The sequence below is a fragment of the Roseateles sp. FW305-36 genome (genome assembly GCF_058787015.1).
Genome location: NZ_JBYSZK010000001.1, coordinates 361076 through 382016, shown reverse-complemented (window position 1 = coordinate 382016; position 20941 = coordinate 361076). Strand labels below are relative to the sequence as shown.

General features: G+C 68.5%; 17 protein-coding genes. 8 read left to right on the top strand and 9 right to left on the bottom strand.

All coding sequences use genetic code 11. The features are described 5' to 3' along the window. Positions 1-35 precede the first annotated feature (35 nt). Positions 36-623 carry a rhomboid family intramembrane serine protease gene (locus tag AC3WOE_RS01785; protein WP_492687785.1) on the top strand — a complete coding sequence of 196 codons (588 nt, stop codon included), beginning with the start codon at positions 36-38 and terminating at the stop codon, positions 621-623. Here AC3WOE_RS01785 and AC3WOE_RS01780 read toward each other — a convergent pair. Continuing rightward, the gene (locus tag AC3WOE_RS01780) at positions 620-1480 is read right to left on the bottom strand and encodes an NAD-dependent epimerase/dehydratase family protein (RefSeq protein ID WP_492687784.1); all 861 of its coding nucleotides are present in this window, start codon (positions 1478-1480) and stop codon (positions 620-622) included. The genes AC3WOE_RS01785 and AC3WOE_RS01780 overlap by 4 nt on opposite strands. Positions 1481-1631: 151 nt before the next feature. On the opposite strand from AC3WOE_RS01780, the gene AC3WOE_RS01775 reads away from it, so the two are divergent. The 5 genes from AC3WOE_RS01775 to AC3WOE_RS01755 all read left to right on the top strand — a co-directional run bounded on the left by AC3WOE_RS01775 (position 1632) and on the right by AC3WOE_RS01755 (position 8521). After that, positions 1632-2660 carry a CDP-6-deoxy-delta-3,4-glucoseen reductase gene (locus AC3WOE_RS01775; protein WP_492687783.1) on the top strand — a complete coding sequence of 343 codons (1029 nt, stop codon included), beginning with the start codon at positions 1632-1634 and terminating at the stop codon, positions 2658-2660. Between the two features lie 5 nt (positions 2661-2665). Beyond that, on the top strand, positions 2666-3394 hold the full coding sequence (locus tag AC3WOE_RS01770; protein WP_492687782.1) for a 2OG-Fe dioxygenase family protein: 729 nt from the start codon (positions 2666-2668) through the stop codon (positions 3392-3394). Between the two features lie 95 nt (positions 3395-3489). After that, on the top strand, positions 3490-4545 hold the full coding sequence (locus AC3WOE_RS01765; RefSeq protein WP_492687781.1) for a Leu/Phe/Val dehydrogenase: 1056 nt from the start codon (positions 3490-3492) through the stop codon (positions 4543-4545). 153 nt (positions 4546-4698) lie between these two features. Beyond that, a complete protein-coding gene (locus AC3WOE_RS01760) occupies positions 4699-6171 on the top strand; it encodes an OmpP1/FadL family transporter (protein WP_492687780.1) in 1473 nt (490 codons plus the stop codon). A gap of 13 nt (positions 6172-6184) precedes the next feature. Next, positions 6185-8521 carry an alkaline phosphatase D family protein gene (locus AC3WOE_RS01755; protein ID WP_492687779.1) on the top strand — a complete coding sequence of 779 codons (2337 nt, stop codon included), beginning with the start codon at positions 6185-6187 and terminating at the stop codon, positions 8519-8521. A gap of 64 nt (positions 8522-8585) precedes the next feature. On the opposite strand, the gene AC3WOE_RS01750 is transcribed toward AC3WOE_RS01755, so the two are convergent. The 4 genes from AC3WOE_RS01750 to AC3WOE_RS01735 all read right to left on the bottom strand — a co-directional run bounded on the left by AC3WOE_RS01750 (position 8586) and on the right by AC3WOE_RS01735 (position 12240). Next, a complete protein-coding gene (locus AC3WOE_RS01750) occupies positions 8586-9305 on the bottom strand; it encodes an ABC transporter ATP-binding protein (protein ID WP_492687778.1) in 720 nt (239 codons plus the stop codon). Between the two features lie 115 nt (positions 9306-9420). Further along, the gene (locus tag AC3WOE_RS01745) at positions 9421-10206 is read right to left on the bottom strand and encodes an ABC transporter ATP-binding protein (protein WP_492687777.1); all 786 of its coding nucleotides are present in this window, start codon (positions 10204-10206) and stop codon (positions 9421-9423) included. Positions 10207-10220: 14 nt separating this feature from the next. Continuing rightward, positions 10221-11303, bottom strand: a complete 1083-nt coding sequence (locus AC3WOE_RS01740) for a branched-chain amino acid ABC transporter permease (RefSeq protein ID WP_492687776.1) — start codon at positions 11301-11303, stop codon at positions 10221-10223. A gap of 13 nt (positions 11304-11316) precedes the next feature. Continuing rightward, positions 11317-12240, bottom strand: coding sequence for a branched-chain amino acid ABC transporter permease (locus AC3WOE_RS01735; protein WP_492687775.1), 924 nt, complete (start codon positions 12238-12240; stop codon positions 11317-11319). Between the two features lie 318 nt (positions 12241-12558). On the opposite strand from AC3WOE_RS01735, the gene AC3WOE_RS01730 reads away from it, so the two are divergent. After that, positions 12559-14397 carry a sensor histidine kinase gene (locus AC3WOE_RS01730; RefSeq protein ID WP_492687774.1) on the top strand — a complete coding sequence of 613 codons (1839 nt, stop codon included), beginning with the start codon at positions 12559-12561 and terminating at the stop codon, positions 14395-14397. Continuing rightward, on the top strand, positions 14390-15730 hold the full coding sequence (locus AC3WOE_RS01725) for a sigma-54-dependent transcriptional regulator (RefSeq protein ID WP_492687773.1): 1341 nt from the start codon (positions 14390-14392) through the stop codon (positions 15728-15730). Before AC3WOE_RS01730 ends, AC3WOE_RS01725 begins: the two co-directional genes overlap by 8 nt. On the opposite strand, the gene AC3WOE_RS01720 is transcribed toward AC3WOE_RS01725, so the two are convergent. Genes AC3WOE_RS01720 through AC3WOE_RS01705 form a run of 4 tightly spaced genes read right to left on the bottom strand, consistent with a single transcriptional unit; the run spans position 15731 to position 20934 of the window. Beyond that, on the bottom strand, positions 15731-16639 hold the full coding sequence (locus AC3WOE_RS01720; RefSeq protein WP_492687772.1) for an amino acid ABC transporter substrate-binding protein: 909 nt from the start codon (positions 16637-16639) through the stop codon (positions 15731-15733). It lies immediately after the preceding gene. Next, entirely contained in the window at positions 16617-17954 is a 1338-nt protein-coding gene (locus AC3WOE_RS01715; RefSeq protein WP_492687771.1) for a replication-associated recombination protein A, read from the bottom strand. Before AC3WOE_RS01715 ends, AC3WOE_RS01720 begins: the two co-directional genes overlap by 23 nt. After that, complete coding sequence (gene lolA / locus AC3WOE_RS01710; RefSeq protein WP_492687770.1) at positions 17951-18556, bottom strand: outer membrane lipoprotein periplasmic chaperone LolA; 606 nt, start codon at positions 18554-18556, stop codon at positions 17951-17953. Before lolA ends, AC3WOE_RS01715 begins: the two co-directional genes overlap by 4 nt. Next, positions 18553-20934 carry a DNA translocase FtsK gene (locus AC3WOE_RS01705; protein WP_492687769.1) on the bottom strand — a complete coding sequence of 794 codons (2382 nt, stop codon included), beginning with the start codon at positions 20932-20934 and terminating at the stop codon, positions 18553-18555. Before AC3WOE_RS01705 ends, lolA begins: the two co-directional genes overlap by 4 nt. Positions 20935-20941 lie beyond the last annotated feature (7 nt).

Genomic DNA, 20941 nt, shown 5'->3' with positions numbered 1-20941 from the left:
TGCAGGCGCCCGCCCCGGGCGCGTCGCCACGCTCCATGCCCCCGCTGCCTTCGGTCACCAAAGCCTTCATCCTGGCCTGCGTCGGCGTCTTTTGCCTCTTTGAGCTCGCACCTTTTCGCGCTTTCGCGCTCTGGTTCCAGCTCTGGCCGCTGAACTCCGGTCTCTTCATGCCCTGGCAGGTGCTGAGCTACGCCTTTCTGCACGGCAGCTTCGAGCATCTGCTGTTCAACATGCTGGGCCTGTGGATGTTCGGCGGTGAACTGGAGCGGGTCTGGGGGCCCAAGCGCTACACGCAGATCCTGGTGGCCAGCACGCTGAGCGCCGCGGCCGTGCAACTGCTGTTCACCTGGGCCATCGGCACCCATGCGCCGACGGTGGGCGCCTCGGGCGCCATCTTCGGCCTGCTGCTGTCCTTCGGCATGCTGTTCCCCAACCGCATCATCGTGCCGCTGATCCCGCCGATCCCGATGAAGGCCAAGTACTTCGTCGCCATCTTCGGCGGGCTGGAACTCATCCTCGGCTTCAGCCGCTCCAGCAGCGTCGCCCACTTCGCCCATCTGGGCGGCATGCTGGGCGCCTGGCTGCTGATCCGCCACTGGCGCTCGCCGCGGCGGCGCGGCTAGAGCCCTTCTCGCGGCGTCGGGTAGTGCAGCTTCAGGCGCAGTTCGCGCTTGAGCCGCGTGTTGGCCAGGCGACGTGATTCGCTCCAGAAGCTCAACTGCATGGCGCTCATGGTCTCGCCGGCCTCGGCGCGTGTGATGCGCGCCGGCCGCGGCAAGCCGGTCAGGTCTGCGGCCAGGTCAAAGTAGTCGCCCATCAGCAACTGGCTGTCGTCGCAGACATTGACGGCGCGCTGAGGCAGGCCGCGCAGCAGCGCCAGCAGGCAGGCGCGAGCCAGGTCGTCGGCCTGGATGTGGTTGGTGAACACATCATCCTCCCGCCTGAGCACCGGCGTCCCCCGCGCCAGCCGCTCGCGCGGATGACCACCCTCGCGGTCGCGGGCGTAGATGCCCGGGATGCGCAGCAGGCTGATGCGGGTGCCATGGCGGCGACCGAAGGCGCGCAGCTGGGCTTCGGCATCGACGCGCCGCGCCGCGCGGTCGGTGGCCGGATTCAGCGCCCGTGTCTCATCGATGAAGTCGCCGCCGCAGTCGCCGTAAACGCCGGTCGTGCTCGCGTACACGAGGGCTTGCGGCGGCCGGCGCGCCAGAGCCGCCAGCAGATGGCGGGTGCGCTCGTCCGTGTCACCCTCGCGCGCCGGCGGTGCCAGGTGCAACACCAAGTCGGCCAGCCCAGCCAGCCGCGCCAGCGTTGCTGGCTCATCCAGATTGCCCACCAGCGGCACGGCACCGGCCGCGCGCAGCTCGGCCGAGCGCGCCGGGCTGGACGTCAATGCGAACACGCGCCAGCGGCCAGCCAGAGCTTCAAGCACTCGCAGGCCGACGTCGCCACAGCCAATGATGAGGAGTCGTGGGGTCATATCAGCGGCGCACGGCCGCCCGAAGGCGCTGAGCGCCCCCTCGGGGGCAGCTCGCCCTGCGAGCGTGGGGGTCAACATGTCTCTCGGGCAAAATAGTGGGCAGTCTACGGCCCCGGGAATCTCATGCGGGGCCGCTGCCTTTTTGGAAACCATGTCCCACCAGATCACCATCCAGCCCGCCGGCCGCGTCTACCAGACCGAGGGCGACGACACCCTGCTCGCCGCCGCCATCCGCAACGGCGTCGGCCTGCCCTATGGCTGCAAGGACGGCGCCTGCGGCTCCTGCAAGAGCAAGCTGCTCGAAGGCGCCGTCATCCACGGCAACCATCAGCCCAAAGCCCTGTCGGCCGAGGAAGAAGCCGCTGGCTTCGTGCTGACCTGCTGCGCCCGCCCCCAGACCGACTGCACCCTCGAAGCCCGCACCGTGCCGGGTGCCGGCGAGTTCCCGGTGCTGAAGCTGCCCAGCCGCGTGACGACGATCCTGAAGCCTGCTGCCGACGTGGCCGTGCTGACCATGCAGTTGGCCGCCAACCAGAACTTCCAGTTCCGCGCCGGCCAGTACGTCGAGTTCATCCTGCGCGACGGCTCGCGCCGCAGCTACTCCATGGCCAATGCGCCGCACTCGCTGCCGGGCCAGATCGAGCTGCACATCCGCCACATGCCGGGCGGCAAGTTCACCGACCACGTCTTCGGCGCACTGAAGGAAAAGGACATCCTGCGCATGGAAGGCCCCTTCGGCAGCTTCTTCCTGCGCGAGGATGCGACCAAGCCCATCGTGCTGCTGGCCAGCGGCACGGGTTTCGCGCCCATCAAGGCCATCATCGAGCGGGCCCGCCACATCGAGTCGACCCGCCCCATGGTGCTGTACTGGGGCGCCCGCAAGCAGGCCGACCTCTACCTGAACGACTGGGCCGCGCAGATCGCCAAAGAGTGGCCGACGTTGAGCTATGTGCCGGTGCTGTCCGAGCCGGATGCCGGCTGGACCGGCCGCAGCGGCTTCGTCCACCGCGCCGTCATGGAAGATCATCCCGATCTCTCCGGCCACCAGGTCTATGCCTGCGGCGTGCCCATCATGGTCGAGTCGGCGCACAAGGATTTCGTCGCCCAATGCAAGCTGCCTGACGAAGAGTTCTACGCGGACGCGTTCACCTCCGAAGCCGACAAGCACGCGGCAGGCTGAACGCGATGTTCGAGCCGCCCTGGACCGATCCTGCCGACGTCGTCGGCGCCCTGCAGCGCAACGGCGAGGCCGTGCTGGCGCCCGCGTCGCTCGACGTGCTGGGCGTGTCGGCGGCCGAGCTCGAGGCGCTGCGCCCCTGCTGGGACGACCTGCCACCCGACGGCTATCTGCGCGACGGCGGCCGCTACCGCTTCCGCCGCCACGGCTGTTTCGTCGCCGAGGGCGGCACGCTGACGCTGGCCCCCCACCGCGCCCACTGGCAGCCGCTGGACTACAACGCCCTGCACGGCGGCATCCAGCGCTGGTTCGTGCCGCTGGGCCAGGAGATGGTCACTTCGCCCGCCTGGACGGCCCTGCTGCTGGGCCTGGCGAAGACGGCCTCGGCGCTCAAGGGCGAGCAGGCCTGGTTCATCGAGGCTCACCCCTTCCGCATCGACACCAGCGACGGCATTGGTCGCCCCACGCCCGAAGGCGCCCACCGCGACGGCGTGGACCTGGTGGCAGTGCTGTTCGTGGGCCGCCATGGCATCAAGGGCGGCGAGTCGCGCGTCTTCCAGGCCCACGGCCCGGCCGGCCAGCGCTTCACCATGACCCAGCCCTGGACGGCGCTGCTGCTGGACGACGCCCGCGTCATCCACGAGACCACGCCCATCCAGCCGGTGGAGCCGGGCGAACGCGGTTGGCGCGACACCCTGGTCATCACGCTGCGAAGCGGCGGGTTCCAGGGGCCCTGATCCGGCCCTGACACCAGATCCGTAGAATCCCGAACGGCCGCGCCAAAAGCGTGGCCGTTTGTCCATCTACTGCCGCGCCAAAAGCGCCCACCGTCATGACCCCGACCTCCCTCTTCGGCCTGCCCGAGCAAGCTGCCCACGAGCGCGTGCTGCTCGCCACCGACCCGGCCACCGGCCTCAAGGCCATCCTCGCCGTGCACAGCACCGCCCGCGGCCCCGCCTTCGGCGGCTGCCGCCTCTGGCACTACGAATCCGAAGCCGCCGCGCTGAACGACGCGCTGCGCCTGTCCCAGGGCATGAGCCTGAAGAATGCGCTGGCCGACCTGCCCTTCGGCGGCGGCAAGGCCGTCATCCTGAAGCCCGAGGGTCAGTTCGACCGCCCCGCCCTGTTCGCCGCCTTCGGCCGCGCCGTGCAGTCGCTGAACGGCGCCTACATCACCGCCGAGGACGTCGGCACGACGACCGCCGACATGCGCGGCATGCAGGCCATGACGCCCTATGTGAGCGGCATCCCGCGCGAAGCTGCCTTCGGTGGCGACCCCAGCCCCAAGACGGCCTGGGGCGTCTTCGTCTCCATCCAGGCCGGCGCCCGCCTCGTGCTGGGCCGTTCGTCGCTTGACGGTGTGCGCGTCGCCCTGCAAGGCCTGGGCGCCGTCGGCTGGCATCTGGCCGAATTCCTGCACCAGGCCGGTGCCAAGCTGGTCGTGGCCGACGTCGACTCGGCCAAGGTCGAGCGCGCCGTGGCCCAGTTCGGCGCCACCGCCGTCAGCGTGGCCGACATCCTGGCCGTCGACGTCGACGTGCTGGCCCCCTGCGCCCTGGGCGCCTCGCTGAACGAGCAGACCGTGCCGACGCTGCGCGCCAAGCTCGTCGCCGGCGCCGCCAACAACCAGCTCGCCACGCCGGCCGACGGCGACGCGCTGCAGCGCCGCGGTATCTGCTATCTGCCCGACTACCTGGTGAACGCCGGCGGCATCATCAGCGTCGCCCGCGAGTACCGCAACGAGGGCGAAGAAAAGGCCGTGATGGCCGAGGTCAGCAAGATCGCCGAGCGTGTCGAGGAACTGCTGCAGCGCGTCCAGACGGCCGACTCGACGCCGGCCCGCGTGGCCGACGACTGGGCCCGCTCCAAGCTCGTCCGCGGCGCCTGAGTCATCCCTAGGTTGGCTGGGTGGTTGCGCCCAGCCAACATCTAGAGAGCCCTCTCGGGTCCAGGGTTTCCCTGGACGGGTTTGTCCTCCGCGTGACATCGTCGCTACGCACAATCCGCTGCGGTTACGCACGATTACGGAGACAGACCCATCATGAGAAATCCACGTCCCGCGGGCGCGCTGCGCCCGTTGCTGGTCGCCCTTGCGCTGCTGCCCCTGGCCCTGACGGCCCAGGCCGCCGGCTACCGTTTCGGCACCCAGAGCGCCGCTGCCGAAGGCACCGCCAACGCCAACGGCGCTGAAGCGGCCGACGCCAGCACCCTGTTCGCCAACCCCGCCGGCATCACGCGGCTCAAGGGTTGGAACTTCTCCGGCGTGCTCGACTACGTCGACCCCAAGACCAAGTTCACCGACGCGGGTTCCTACATCTCCCTGCCCGGTTCCGGCTTCGCGCCGCGCCCGACCAGCACGGCCGGCGACACCATGAGCTTCGCCAAGGGCCAGGCGGTGCCGCATATGTATCTCAGCTATCAGGGCGACGACGGCCTGGCCTACGGCCTGGGCGTGTTCGTACCCTGGGGCACCAAGCTCAACTACCCGGCCAACTGGGGCGGGCGCTACAACCTGCAATCGGTCGAGCTGAAGTCGCTGTCGATCAACCCGAACGTGGCCTGGAAGGCGACGCCCGAGCTGTCGCTGGCAGCCGGCCTGAACCTGCAGTACATGGAAGGCAAGCTGAAGCGCGCGGTGCCGTATGCGTCCGTCTACGCGGCGGGCCTGCTGAACGCCGCCCATCAGGCGGCCGTGGGCGGCGCGCCCGGCCTGGCCCTGCAACTGCAGCAGCAGGCGGCACAGATCTTCGGCGACCCGAGCTATGACGGCTCCATCGCCGTCGACGGCAAGAACTGGGGCCTGGGCTTCAACGTCGCCCTGCTGTGGGAACCCGCGGCCGGCACGCGCGTCGGCCTGAGCTATCGCAGCAGCGTCGCCCAGAAGCTCAAGGGCCATGGCGACTGGACGCAGCCCAGCAACCTGCCGGCCACCGTGCTGGCGGCCATCACCGCCGCGCCCTACAACGGCGTGTCGGCCCTGGATCACAACGACTCCGATGCCAGCCTCTCGGTGCGCACGCCCGAGTCGCTGTCGCTGCATGGCTTCCAGCAGCTGACGCCGACCATCGCCGTCATGGGCGACTTCACGATCACCCGCGATTCGCAGCTGAAGCAGCTGCGCATCGACTTCGCGAACTCGACCGCCGACTCCATCACGGCCGAACACTGGAAGGACAGCACCAAGGTCTCGGTCGGCGCGCAATGGAAGGCCCTGCCCTCCGTGACGCTGCGCACCGGCTTCAGCAAGGACATGTCGCCCGTGCCCGCGGCCACGCGGGGCCCCGCCCTGCCGGATGCGGCGCGCACCTGGTACGCCCTGGGCGCCAACTGGGCCTTCATGGACAGCGCCAGCGTCGACTTCTCCTTCGGCCACGTGACGCTGAAGGACGCCTCGATGAGTGCGACTGACGACGGCGATGGCGTGCAGCCCTGCAACTGCGCCTACTCGACCGTGCGCGGCAACTACAGCTCCAAGGCCACCATCTACGGTGTCCAGTTCAACTACAAGTTCTGAGGAGGCGAACATCATGGATCGCCGCAGTTTTCTTCGCCGCAGCGCCGCTCAAGCGGGCGCCCTGATCACCGCCTCCACCGCCCTGTCCAGCCTCGTCGGCTGCGGCGGCGGTGGCGACGCCGGGACGCCCATCCAGCCGCTGCCCGACATGTTCCCGGGCACGTCGACGCCGCTGCCCGCGACCGCCGCCGCCAGCGGCAGCTTCAAGTTCCCGCAGTCGGTCGCCTCGGGCGACCCCAAGCCGGACGGCGCCGTGCTGTGGGCCCGCGTGGTGCCCAGCACGGCCGATGACGTGACCAGCGCTGCCGGTGCCGGCAGCTACACCGTGACGCTGAAGATCAGCAGCGCCGCGGGCAATGCCGCCCTGCTGGGCACGACCTCGGCCCTGACGGGCACGGTCGACGCCAGTGCCGAAGTGCCGGTCTACGAGTTCTACGACCACAGCCTGCGCCACCGCATCAGCGGCCTGCAGGCCAACACCGTCTACTACTACCAGTTCACGGCCGGCAGCACGGCGTCGCGCGTGGGACGCTTCAAGACCGCGCCCGCCAACGACGCCGACGTCAGCGCGCTGAACTTCGCCTTCGTGTCCTGCCAGGACTGGAGCGTGAACCACTGGGCCGGCATGGACTCGCTGGCGCAGGAGAACATCGACTTCATCGTCCACCTGGGCGACTACATCTACGAAGCCGTGGGCGCGGACTACCAGGCCGGTGGCGTCGAGAGCGCCCACGCAGCGCTGGCCCTGCCCAACGGCACGGCCCTGCCCACGGGTGGCAAGTACGCGACGACCCTCGCCGACTACCGCTACCTCTACAAGCGCTACCGCACCGACCGCCGCCTGCAGAACCTGCACGAGCGCTTCGCCTTCGTGGCCATCTGGGACGACCACGAGTTCAGCGACGACTGCTGGCAGGACCGCGAGACCTACGACAACGGCACGTTCAATGCGACGACCCAGGTCGGCGACAACACCGCCCAGACGCCGCGCCGCCTGGCGGCCAACCAGGCCTGGTTCGAGAACATGCCGGCCGACATCTCGTTCACGCTGGACCCGGGCGCCGGCATCACCGGCATCCGCATCTACCGCGACCTGAAGTTCGGCAAGCTGATGCACCTGGTCATGACCGACCAGCGCCTCTACCGCGCCGACCACCTCATCCCCGAAGCCGCGCCCAGCCCGTTGACGGGCCAGGCCGTCGGCTCCATCGGCGCTCGCTATCTGGTGCCGCAGGCCACGCTGGCCGGCGTCGAAGCCGCCAAGATCGCCGCCGGCGCCACCCTGCCCGACCCGCTGGCCCTGGTCAGCGTGCTCGGCGGCGCGCAGCGCCAGTGGTGGGTGCAGACCATGACCACCTCCACCGCGCAGTGGAAGGTCTGGGGCAACGAGGTCTCGCTGCTGCGCATGGGCATGGACGGCAACAAGATCCCGACCGCGCCCGCCGCCTTCAAGGCCAAGTTCGTGCTGAACGCCGACCAGTGGGACGGCTTCAACGCCGAGCGCAAATACCTGATGGGCCAGCTGCTCGCCAAGGGCGTGAAGAACGTGGTGGCCGTCACCGGTGACATCCACGCCTTCTATGCCGGCGTGGTGATGGCCGACTACGACGCCGCCACGCCCGTGCCGGCCATGGTCGATCTCGTCACGGCCGGCGTGTCCAGCAACTCCAACTTCAGCTACTTCTACAGCGCGGCCACCCAGCCGGCGTTCGCAGCGCTGAAGCCGCTGGTCGCGACCAGCGAGGCCGAGGCCGAAGGCATTGCCATCCAGATGCTGAGCGCCGCCATCGCCATCGCCGCCGGCGTGACCGACCTGAGCAACACCGCGGCCATCCAGGCCGCCGTGCAGGGCGCCATCCTGGCCGGCAAGGTGCCGGCGGCAGCCTTCGCGCCGACGGCGACGCTGTCCAAGGCCATCATCAACACCTTCGACGAGACCCAGAACGGCAATATGGGCACCATCGTCGCGGGCACGATCGCCGCGCTGGCCGGTGCCGGCAAGTCGGTCGCCGCGATGACGCTGTTCGGCCTGATTCAGCAGTCGCTGGCTGCGGCCCTGGGCATCCCGGCCAACTTCGTGCCCGCGTCGGAAGTCGTGAAGCGCCTCAACCCCTTCGCCAACTCGACGACGGGCGTGCCGCCGACGGTCAACAACCCCTGGATCAAGCATGTCGACAGCGACGCCCAGGGCTATGCCGTCGTGTCGCTGAGCAAGACCGAGATGCTCTGCACCTTCAAGAAGATGGCCCGCCAGGCCGGCGGCACGGCGCCGGCGTCGCCGGTGGCCAGCGTCAAGACGGTCCGCGTGGCGACCGGCGTGACCGACGTCAGCGTGGTGGCCAGCCTCTGATCGGCTGCCGACCCCGCAAAGCAAAACGCCCGGCAGTGCCGGGCGTTTTTTTGCTGTGGGAGATCTATTCGCCCAGATACGCGGCGCGGACCTTGGGGTCGTTCAAGAGCGCACTGCCCTCGCCGTCCATCGTCACTTCGCCCGACTCCATCACATAGCCGCGGTTGGCCAGTTGCAGCGCGCGGCTGGCGTTCTGCTCGACGAGCAGCACCGTCACGCCCTGCTGGTGGATGTCGTTCACGACCTCGAAGATCTTGTCCACCATGATGGGCGACAGGCCCATGGACGGCTCGTCCAGCAGCAGCACCTTGGGGCGGGCCATCAGCGCGCGACCCATGGCCAGCATCTGCTGCTCGCCGCCGGACATGGTGCCGGCCAGCTGCTTGGCGCGCTCCTTCAGCCGCGGGAACAGGCCGAAGACCTTGTCGATGTCCGCCTGGATCTCGCCGTCCTTGCGGTTGTAGGCGCCCATCTGCAGGTTCTCGGTGATGGTCATGCGCGTGAAGGTGCCACGGCCTTCCGGCACCATGACCAGGCCCTGCTTGGCCAGGTCCCAGGCGCCCTGGCCCTTGATGGCCTTGCCGAGATATTCCACGCTGCCGGCAGCAATCGGCTGCAGGCCGGTGACCGCCTTCAGCGTCGTCGTCTTGCCGGCGCCATTGGCGCCGATCAGCGACACCAGTTCGCCCTCGCGCACCTCGAAGCTGACGCCCTTGACGGCCTGGATGCCGCCGTAGGCGACCTTCAGGCCGCTGACCTTGAGCAGGGTTTGCTTTGTTGTCATGTCGATCTCTCGATTCACGTCGTGATTTACCCAGCGGCACCCGTGGAACTGGCTTTGCCAGGCCACTGGGTGCGCCCCCTTGAGGGGGAGCGCGAAGCGCTACGGGGGTGGGTCATCAATGCGGCTTGTGGCCAGCGCCCAGATAGGCCTCGATGACCTTCTCGTTGTTCTGCACCTCCGCCGGCGTGCCTTCGGCGATCTGCTTGCCGTAGTCCAGCACCGTCACGCGGTCGCACAGGCCCATGACCAGCTTCACGTCGTGCTCGATGAGCAGGATGGTGCGGCCGTCGTTGCGGATGCGGTCAATGAGCTCGCGCAGCACGACCTTCTCGGTCGCGTTCATGCCGGCGGCCGGCTCGTCCAGCGCGATCAGCTGCGGATCAGTCGCGAGGGCGCGAGCGATCTCGAGGCGACGCTGGTCACCGTAACTCAGCGTGCGCGCCTTGTATTCCGCGTACTTGCCGATGCCGACATAGTCCAGCAGCTCCTGGGCACGGGCCTTGATGGCGGCCTCCTCGGCCTTGAACTTCGGCGTGCGGAACACCGCGCCGATGAGACCGGACCTGGTGCGGATGTGGCGGCCGACCATGACGTTCTCGATGGCCGTCATGTCGGCGAAGAGGCGGATGTTCTGGAAGGTGCGGGCGATGCCGGCCTTGGCGACCTGGTGCACGGCCTGGGGCGTGTAGGGCGTTCCACCCAGCGAGAAGCTGCCGCCGTCGGGCGTGTACAGCCCCGTGATGACGTTGAAGAAGGTCGTCTTGCCGGCGCCGTTGGGGCCGATCAGGCCGTAGACCTGGCCGCGCTGGATCTGGATGCCGACGTCGGACAGGGCCTGCACGCCGCCGAAGCGCTTGGACGCGCCGCTGACGTTGAGAACGATGTTGTCGTGGATGCTCATGGTGTCCCCTCCCTTCACTTGGCGGCCGGCGGAGCGACCTTGCCGTGCTCTGGCGCCGGCCACAGGCCGCGCGGGCGGGCCAGCATGATGCCGATCATGGCCAGGGCCACCAGCAGCTGGCGCAGGATGGACGCATCCAGGCGGCCGTCGGTCATCTGCTGCAGCGGGCCGGCGACGTAGCGCAGCACCTCGGGCAGGGCCGACAGCATCAGCGCGCCGAGGATGACGCCGGGGATATGGCCGATGCCACCCAGCACCACCATGGCGACGATCATGACCGACTCCTGCAGGCTGAAGGACTCGGGCGACACGAAGCCCTGGAAGCTGGCGAACATCGCGCCCGACACGCCGCCGAAGGTGGCGCCCATGCCGAAGGCCAGCAGCTTCAGGTTGCGGGTGTTGATGCCCATGGCCTTGGCGGCGATCTCATCCTCGCGGATGGCCATCCAGGCGCGGCCGATGCGCGACTGCTCAAGGCGATAGCAGATCACCACGCCCGCCACCACGAGGGCCAGGAAGAGGTAGTAGTACAGCGTCACCGAAGGCAGCGTGAAGCCGAAGACTTCCCAGGACTTGCCGAGGTCCACGCCGAAGACGTGGAAGGAGTCGATCTGGCCGATGCCGCGCGGGCCATTGGTCACATTGATCGGGTATTCCAGGTTGTTCAGGAAGACGCGGATGATTTCACCGAAGCCCAGCGTGACGATGGCCAGGTAGTCGCCACGCAGCTTCAGCGTTGGCGCCCCCAGCATCACACCGAAGAAGGCCGCCAGGGCCGCACCGGCCGGAATGACCAGCCACAGCGGCGAATGCAGACCCGTCGGGAACGCAGCCTGGATGGCCTCGAAGTTCTCGCTGAGGTGCGGGCTCGACATCAACGCGAACATGTAGGCGCCGACCGCGTAGAACGCGACGTAGCCCAGGTCGAGCAGGCCGGCATAGCCGACGACGATGTTGAGCCCCAGCGCCAGCAGCACATACAGCAGTGCCAGGTCGATGATGCGGACCGGGCCATTGCCGAGCTGCTGTGCGAACAACGGCACAACCAGCAGGCCGATGGCGGCGGCGAGGAAGGTGAAGATCTTTTTGGTGTCCATGTCCTGGCTCCCTTCAGGCGCGATCGGCCACACGCTCGCCGAGCAGGCCCGAGGGGCGCAGCGTCAGCACGAGGATGAGGGCGACGAAGGCGAAGATGTCGGCGTAGTGGCTGCCCAGCACGCCACCGGTCAGGTCGCCGAGGTAGCCGGCGCCAATCGCTTCGATCAGGCCCAGCAACACGCCACCGACGACGGCGCCGGCCAGGTTGCCGATGCCGCCCAGCACCGCGGCGGTGAAGGCTTTCAGGCCCGGCATGAAGCCCATGGTGTGCTGCACCGTGCCGTAGTTGGCGGCCCACATGAGGCCAGCCACGGCGGCCAGCGCGGCGCCGATGACGAAGGTGGTGGAGATGATGAAGTCGGGCTTCACGCCCATGAGGCCGGCCACGCGCGGGTTCTCGGCGGTGGCGCGCATCGCGCGGCCGAGGCGCGTGTAGTTCACGAGGTACATCAGGGCTGCCAGGATGCAGACCGTCAGGCCCAGGATCAGGCATTGCGTAACGGTGATGACGGGGCCGCCCAGGTCGAAGGGCGTGGTCGGCAGCAGCAGCGGGAAGGGCTTGGGATTCGGCTTCCAGATGATCATCGCCAGCACCTGCAGCAGCAGCGACATGCCCATGGCCGTGATCAGCGGCGCCAGGCGCGGTGCATTGCGCAGCGGCCGGTAGGCGATCTTCTCGACCGCGAAGTTCAAGGTGGCGCAGACGATGATGGCGGCCGCGAGCCCGATCACCATCAGCAGCCAGCCAGGGATGCCGGAGTCCGCCAAGGCCGTGACCAGCGTCCAGCTGACCATGGCGCCCACCATCAGGATCTCGCCGTGGGCGAAATTGATGAGGTTGATGATGCCGTAGACCATCGTGTAGCCGAGAGCGACGAGGGCATACATGCTCCCCAGCACCAGGCCGTTGATGATCTGTTGAATCAGAGTCTCCATAAGGGCTCCAGTTGATTTTGTGTTGGGCGCAGCATGCGCCATGAGACCTGGGACAAATCGCAACCCTCGTGCCAAAACACGGTTCGCGGCGGTGTTTCAAGGGTATTCACCGACGGTCTGAAACAGCCGACCGTTCGATCTATCCCACGAGGGCGGCCCTGGTCAGATTTCACGAGTGTCGGCCACCGAAAACTGGGCGGAAATCCGCACAAACCGCAGCGACCGCGGGCGGTTCTCCGCCAAGGCCTAAAAAACTGCCGCGGCCCCTGTCAAGCACGTTGCGGCGTGTGCACACTAGGCGGCCGTTTTGCCATGCCTGTGTCTGAATCTCCCCGTCCGCGCGCGCTGCGCCTGCTCCGGCTGCTGAGCCGACCGGGCTTCCATCTCTTCCTGACCGGCCTGCTGATGGTGCTCGGCTTCGTGCTCGCGCACCGCTTGAGTGAACGCAGCGGCCGCGACCAGCTGTCGGCGCTCAGCACCGAGAGGCTGGAGCTCTATGCCAGCAACCTCGCTGCCGAACTCGGCCGGCATGCCTCCCTGCCCAGCCTGCTGGCCATCGACCCGACGCTGCTGGCGCTGATGCAGGCACCCGAGGACAGCGAACGCCGCCGCGTCGCGAGCCAGACGCTGGCCCGCGTCAACGTGCGCGCCGGCACCAACCAGATCTTCATCGCCGACAGCCAGGGCCGGGTCTTGTCCGCCAGCGAGACGTTGACCCCGCCGGCGCGCCTGGCCGAGTCCCTGGCCCAGGACCGCAGCCACTTCTTCGCCGCCGACCCCAACACCGGCAGCACCGACTTCTATCTGCTGCACCCGCTGCGCCAGGCCCGTCAGGCGGTCGGCGTCATCGTCGTGCGCTTCAACCTCGCGCCGCTGGAGGCCACCTGGATCGACCTTGGCCTGCGCTCGCAGAACGAGCGCATCCTCGTCGCCGATGACCAGGACGTCGTCATCATGAGTTCGGTGCCGGCCTGGAAGTACACCGTCCTCGGCCACGCCGACCCCTCGCGCCGCCAGGCCCTGCAGGCCAGCGCCCGCTACCCGCAGGCCGTCGGCGCCGACCTCGACCTGCCCGCCTCGCTGGAGGTGCACCAGGGCCAGCAGGTCGCCCTGCCCTTGCCCGGTGCACGCCCCATGCTGGCCCAGCAGCGCCAGCTGGTGCCGCTGGGCCTGCGCCTGGTGGCCCTGTCGGACCTGACGGAGGTCAAGCAGCGTGCCCAGCTCGCCGCCTGGGGTGGCGCGGCCTTCGGCGCCAGCATCGGCCTGCTGGTGCTCTATCTGTCCTCGCGCCGGCGCGCGCTGCGCCAGATCACCAAAGCCCAGACCGAGTTGAGGCTGGCCCATGGCCAGCTCGAGCAACTGGTGGACAGCCGCACCGCCGAACTGCGCCAGACCAATGACGCGCTGAAGACCCAGATCGCCCAGCGCCTGCAGACCGAGGGCGAGCTGCTGCAGGCCAGCAAGCTCGCCGTGCTGGGCCAGATGTCGGCCGGGCTGTCGCACGAAGTCAACCAGCCGCTGACGGCGCTGCGGGCCCTGGCGCGCAATTCGATCCGGCTGCTGGAGAGCGGCCGCCAGGACGCCGTCGCCACAAATCTGAAGCTGATGGACGACATGGTCGAGCGCATGGGCCAGATCACCCGCCAGCTGAAGAGCTTTGCGCGCAAGGCCGACGAGCAGGTCACGGGCGCCGTGTCGCTGCTGGACTGCGTGCGCAACGCCCTGCTGCTGCTGGAGCACCGCAGCCGCGCCATCGACCTGCAGACCGACGTCGACGTGCCCACGGGCCTGCGCGTGCGCGCCGAGGCCAACCGGCTCGAGCAGGTGCTGGTCAATCTCTTCGGCAACGCCATCGACGCGATGCAGCAGGAGACTGAACGCCACCTGCGTGTGCGGGCCACCGCACAGGATGGCGGGCGGCGCGTGCTGGTGCAGGTGCAGGACAGCGGCGCGGGCGTTGGCGAAGAGCAGCTGTTGCATCTCTTCGAGCCCTTTTTCACCACCAAGCCGGCCGGCGAAGGCCTGGGCCTGGGCCTGGTCATTTCGGCCAAGATCGTGCATGAGTTCGGCGGCACGCTGCGCGCGGTGCGTCTGGAGCACGGCATGAGTTTCGAGTTCGACCTCGGGGTCGAAGCATGGGAGAGCCAAGATGTTTGAGGGCTACAAGGTGGTGTTCGTCGAGGACGACCTGCCGGTGCGGGTGAGCCTGACGCAGACGCTGGAGCTGGAAGGCTTCGCCGTCCTGCCCTGCCGCAGCGCCGAGGAAGCCCTGCCCCACATCCAGCCTGGCGCCCCCATCATCGTCATCACCGACGTGCGCCTGCCCGGCATGGATGGCCGCGCCCTGCTCGCCCATGTGCAGGCCACCGACGCGAACATTCCCACCATCCTCATCACGGCCCATGGCGACGTGACCATGGCCGTGCAGTCCATGCGCGCCGGCGCCTACGACTTCATCGAGAAGCCCTTCGCCCCGGAGCGCCTGGTGGACGTGGCCCGCCGGGCCCTGGACCTGCGCACCCTGCGCCACTCGGCCGACGAGCTGCGCACCCAGCTGCAGCGCGCCAGCGGCATCGAGGCCGCCCTGCTCGGCCAGTCGCCCGCCATGCAGCAGCTGCGGCGCCAGGTGCTGAACCTGGCCGGCACTTCGGCCGATGTGCTCATCGTCGGCGAGACCGGCACGGGCAAGGAATTGGTGGCCCGCTGCCTGCACGACCAGAGCGCGAGGCGCGACCGCCATTTCGTCGCCATCAACTGTGGCGGCCTGCCCGAGGCGCTGTTCGAGAGCGAGTTGTTCGGCCATGAGCAAGGTTCGTTCACGAGTGCCGCCAAGCGCCGCATCGGCAAGATCGAGCATGCCAATGGCGGCAGCCTGCTGCTGGACGAAATCGAGACCATGCCCATTGCGCTGCAGATCAAGCTGCTGCGCGTGCTGCAGGAAAGGCGCGTCGAACGCCTGGGCTCCAACGAGGAGCTGCCGGTCAATGTGCGCTTCATCGCCGCCAGCAAGTCCGATCTGAAGGAGCAGGCCGCCAAGGGCGAGTTCCGCAGCGACCTCTACTACCGCCTCAACATCGCCACGCTGCAACTGCCGCCGCTGCGCGAGCGCCGCGAGGACATCCCGCTGCTGTTCGAGCATTTCGTCGCCCAGGCCTGCACCCGCTACGAGCGCACCGCGCCCGAGCTGACGCCAGAGAAGCTACGCGAGCTGATGGCCCATGACTGGCCCGGCAATGTGCGCGAGATCCGCAACGCCGCCGACCGCTTCGTGCTGGCCCTGGACGACCTCGATCCACAAGCCGCCCTGCAGGCCGTGCCCAGCCTGCCGCTGGCCAAGCAGATGGACGTCATCGAAAAGGCCCTCATCGAGCAGGCCCTGCGCCGCGTCCAGGGCAAGGTGCCCGCCGCCATGGAACTGCTGGGCACGCCGCGCAAGACGCTGTACGACAAGCTGAACCGGCACGGCATCCAGCTGGACGCCTTCCGCTGATCAGCGGTATTTCTCGGGATCCGGCGAATCCGTCGGATTCGCGATCACGCGGCGGAAGGCCGCACTCATCGGCAGCTTCAGGTTCAGCCCCTGCGAGGGCAGCGGCGACTCGAACCAGCGGCGGTAGATGGCGTGGATCTCGCCGCTGCGGTAGAGACCGGCCAGCACCTCATCCACCAGCGCCTTGAACTGCGGGTCGCCCTTGCGCAGGCCGATGGCATAGGGCTCCACCGTCAGCGCCTGGTCGGAGATCCGGTAGTCGTCGGCGCCCGGCCCCTGCTGGGCCAGCAGGGCGCGCAGCAGCACGTCGTCCATCAGGAAGGCGGCGGCGCGGCCGCTGCGCAGCAGTTGGAAGCCCTCGGGGTCGTCCAGACCACCCAGGATGCGGATGCCCAGGGCCTGCTGCTCGTTGACCTTGGCCAGGTGCTGGATGCTGGTCGTGCCGATGGTCGACGCGACCGGACGACCGGCCAGGTCGGACAGGCCCTGCACGCGATCGGCGGCCCGCGTCATCAGCCGCGTCTCGGCGATGAAGATGGTCAGCGAGAAGGCCTGGCTGCGCGCGCGCTCGGCCGTGTTGGTCGTGATGCCGCACTCCAGGTCCAGCGTGCCATTGATGACCAGGGGCATGCGCGTGGCCGAGGCGACCTCGACGCGACGCACTTCGAGGTCGGGCAGCTGGAGCTTGGTGCGCACCGCCGCGACGATGCGGTCGCACAACTCCACCGTGTAGCCGGTGGGGCGCAACTGGGCGTCGAGAAACGAGAAAGGCAGGGACGCCGGCCGGTAGCCGATGACGATGACGCCGGTGTCGCGCACGCGGGTCAGCGTGGGGCCGTCGGCGGCATGCGCCGCCAAGCCCAGGCACAGCGCGGCGAGTGCCGCGCTAGCCTTCGCCAGCAGCCTCATCGTCCAGCCGGCGCAGTTCGGCCAGCTTGTCGGCAATGCGCAGCTCCAGACCGCGCGGCACGGGCTCGTACCAGCGCTGGTCTTCGAGACCGTCCGGCAGGTACTGCTCGCCGGCCGCATAGGCATTGGGCTCGTCGTGGGCATAGCGGTAGGCCTTGCCATAGCCCAGTTCCTTCATCAGCCGCGTCGGCGCATTGCGCAGATGCACGGGCACCGGGCGGGACTGGTCCTGCTTGATGAAGGCCTTGACCTCGTTGAAGGCCTTGTAGACGGCGTTGGACTTGGGCGCGATGGCGAGATAGACCACGGCCTCGGCCAGAGCCAGCTCGCCCTCGGGCGTGCCCAGGCGTTCGTAGGTCTCGGCCGCGTCCAGCGTGATGCGCAGCGCGCGCGGGTCGGCCAGGCCGATGTCTTCGCTGGCCATGCGGATCAGGCGGCGCGAGATGTAGCGGGCATCCACGCCGCCATCCAGCATGCGCGCGAACCAGTAGAGCGCGCCATCGGGGCTGCTGCCGCGCACCGACTTGTGCAAGGCCGAGATGACGTCGTAGAACTGGTCGCCGCCCTTGTCGTAGCGGCGCAGCTGCTCGCCCAGCGCACGCTCCAGCAGCGGCTCGTCGATCTGCGCACCCTGGGCCAGCGAGGCCGCGGTGTCGAAGGCATTGAGCAGCCGGCGCGCATCGCCGTCCGCATAGCCGATGAGGCGCTGCGCGGCCTCGGGCGTGGGCTCGGGCACGCCGAGTTCTGCCGAACCGCGGGCAATGAGCTGGCCCAGCTCCTCGGCATCCAGGCTCTTGAGCACCTGCACGGTCGCGCGCGACAGCAGGGCCGAGTTGACTTCGAAGCTCGGGTTCTCGGTCGTCGCGCCGATGAAGGTGAAGAGGCCGGCCTCGACGTGGGGCAGGAAGGCATCCTGCTGCGACTTGTTGAAGCGGTGCACCTCGTCGACGAAGACAACGGTGCGTCGCCCTTGCGCTGCCGCCACCTGAGCGCGCTCGACGGCCTCGCGGATCTCCTTCACGCCGCCCAGCACGGCCGAGATGGCGATGAACTGCGCGTCGAAGGCGCCCGCCATCAACCGCGCCAGCGTCGTCTTGCCGACACCGGGCGGGCCCCACAGGATCATGCTGTGCAGGCGGCCGGCATCGAAGGCCACACGCAGCGGCATGCCGGGCCCGAGCAGATGGCGCTGGCCGATGACCTCGTCCAGGGTCTTGGGCCGCAGCCTCTCGGCCAGCGGGATGCCGGCGAGCGGTGCCGCCGGCGCAGGGGTTGCGTCGGGGATGGGGTCGTCGTCGAACAGCGAACCGCTCACTGCTCGATGAGGTCCGCGCCCGCCGGCAGCTTGAACTGGAAGCGCTCGGCCGCCACGGCCACATTGGCCTGCACCGCGCTGAAGTCCAAGCGCGAGCGCTGGCCGAAGCCGTCGACGATCTCCATCGCCGCCAGCTCCTTGCCCTTGAAGCCGAGCTTGAGGGACTGGATGGTCGATTCAGCCTGCTTCGGCACCGCCTGCACCCAGTCCACACCGCCCTCGGCGGGCTGGGCCTTCAACGTGAAGTCGCGTTCGATGTTGGTGCCGGCCAGCAGGGCGGCCGGCGTCGCACCCAGCGCATCCGCCAGCTTGCGCGAGCTGGCCTGGTTCAGGTCGGCGTCGTAGATCCAGACCTTGTGGCCGTCCGCCACGATGACCTGCTCGAAGGGCTTGGCGTAGGCGAAGCGGAACTGGTTGGGACGCTGGAACTCGAAGTTGCCTGACGACACCTTCTTGCGCTTGCCATCCGGCGAGGTAACGGTTTGCGTGAAGTTGGCCTTGCCGCTCTTCACCTCGCTGGCGAAGGCGCGCAGCGCATCGACGGCGTCGGCATGGGCGACGCCTGCGACCAGCAGCGTCAGGGACAACAGAAATTTCTTCATTCGTCTCGCTTCGGAACAATCAGCTCGCGGCTGCCATTGGCGGCCAGGGCGCCGACGAGGCCGGAGTTCTCCATCTGCTCCAGCAGCCGCGCGGCGCGGTTGTAGCCTATGCGCAGATGGCGCTGCACCAGCGAGATGGACGCCTTGCGATGTTGTAGGACGATGGCGACTGCCTGGTCGTACATGGGGTCTTGCTCTCCGCTGGCCTCGCCGGGCGCCGGCGCCTCGCCGTCGATGCCGTCGAGCACGCCGCCTTCGAGGATGCCTTCGATGTAGTTGGGCTCACCCTGGGACTTGATGTACTCCACAACGCGGTGCACCTCGTCGTCGCTGACAAAGGCGCCGTGCACGCGGATGGGCAGGCCGGTGCCCGAGGGCATGTAGAGCATGTCACCCATGCCCAGCAGCGCCTCGGCGCCCATCTGGTCGAGGATGGTGCGGCTGTCGATCTTGGAGCTGACCTGGAAGGACAGCCGGGTCGGGATGTTGGCCTTGATGAGGCCGGTGATGACGTCCACCGACGGCCGCTGCGTGGCCAGGATCAGGTGGATGCCGGCCGCGCGGGCCTTTTGCGCCAGGCGGGCGATCAGCTCCTCGATCTTCTTGCCGACGACCATCATCAGGTCGGCCAGCTCGTCGATGACGACGACGATGAAGGGCAGGCGCTCCAGCGGCTCGGGATCGTCGTTGTTCAGCGCGAAGGGATTCGGAATGCTGATGCCGTTGGCCTTGGCCTCGTCAATCTTCTTGTTGTAGCCGGCCAGGTTGCGCACGCCCATCTTGGACATGAGCTTGTAGCGCCGCTCCATCTCGCCGACACACCAGTTCAGCGCGTTGCCGGCCTGCTTCATGTCCGTCACGACGGGCGCCAGCAGATGCGGGATGCCCTCGTAGACGCTCATTTCCAGCATCTTGGGGTCGATGAGGATGAGGCGCACATCGCGGGCCTCGGCCTTGTAGAGCAGGCTGAGGATCATCGCGTTGATGCCCACCGACTTGCCCGAGCCGGTGGTGCCGGCGACCAGGCAGTGCGGCATCTTGGCGAGGTCGGCCACGACGGGCAGGCCGATGATGTCCTTGCCCAAGCCCATGGTCAGCTGGGAAGCAGCGTCAGCGTAGACCTGGGAGCCCAGGATTTCCGAGAGGCGGATGGTCTGGCGGCGCGCATTGGGCAGCTCCAGGGCCATGTAGTTCTTGCCCGGGATGGTCTCGACGACGCGGATGGACACGAGACTCAGCGAGCGTGACAGGTCCTTGGCCAGGCCAACGATCTGCGAGCCCTTCACACCGGTGGCCGGCTCGATCTCGTAGCGCGTGATGACGGGGCCGGGCGAGGCGGCGACGACATGCACCTCGACGCCGAAGTCGCGCAGCTTCTTCTCGATGAGGCGGCTGGTCATCTCCAGCGATTCGGGCGTCACCGTCTCCTGGCGGCCGGGCGCGGCATCCAGCAGGTCGACCTGGGGCAGCTTGGCGTCGCCGGCGTCGACGAACAGCGTCTGCTGGCGCTCCTTGGCGACTCGCGTGGACTGCGGCACCTCGACGACGGGCGCCTCGATGACCAGCGGCGCATGCTCGGCTTCGACCTGGCGCTCGATCTGGCGCTCGACCTCGACCTCCTGCTCGCGCTCCTTGACCGCCAGCTCGCCGGCCTTCTGGTCGGCCTTGATTTCCCGCTTCTCGATGCGTTGCTCGCGCAGTTGCTCGATGCGCTCGCCGATGCGCTCAGCCAGGTGGCCCCAGGAGAAGCGGAAGGCCCAGGACATGCCCGTCAGCATCAGCACGATCCAGACGACGCCGGAGCCGGCAAAGCCCAGGCCCTTCATGCCCAGGGGACCGAGCACATAGCCCACCAGCCCGCCAGAATGCTGGCCCGGCAGGCGAGGTTCAAAGGCGTACAGGCGGCTCCACTCCAGCGCGCAGCTCGCGCCGATCAGCAGCACGACACCCGCCCACCAACGGGCGCGCTGGCTCCAGCGCGGCACGGGGGCGACATCATGGCGAAGCAGGCCGGCCAGGCTGCGCAACCAGCCGCGCAAGGCCAGCAAAGGCAACCACCAGGCCGAGAAGCCGAAGATGAACAGCATGCCGTCCGACGCCCAGGCGCCGACGCTGCCGACGCGGTTGGCGACGAGGTCGTGCTTGCCGCTGGTGCTGAAGGCCGGATCGCCCAGGTCATGCGTGGCCATCGCCAGCACGAGCAGGGCCAGGACGAAGGCCGTCAGGGCCAGCCACAGCGGCGTGCGCAGCAGCCGCGACGCGGCCGACGGCGGCGCCGGCTCGCGCTTGGGCGCCTGGCGACGGGTGGGTTTGACGGGGGCGGCAGACTCGCCGGCGGCTTCGTCGCCACCGAGCAGGGAACCGAGGGGAAAACTCATCCCCGCA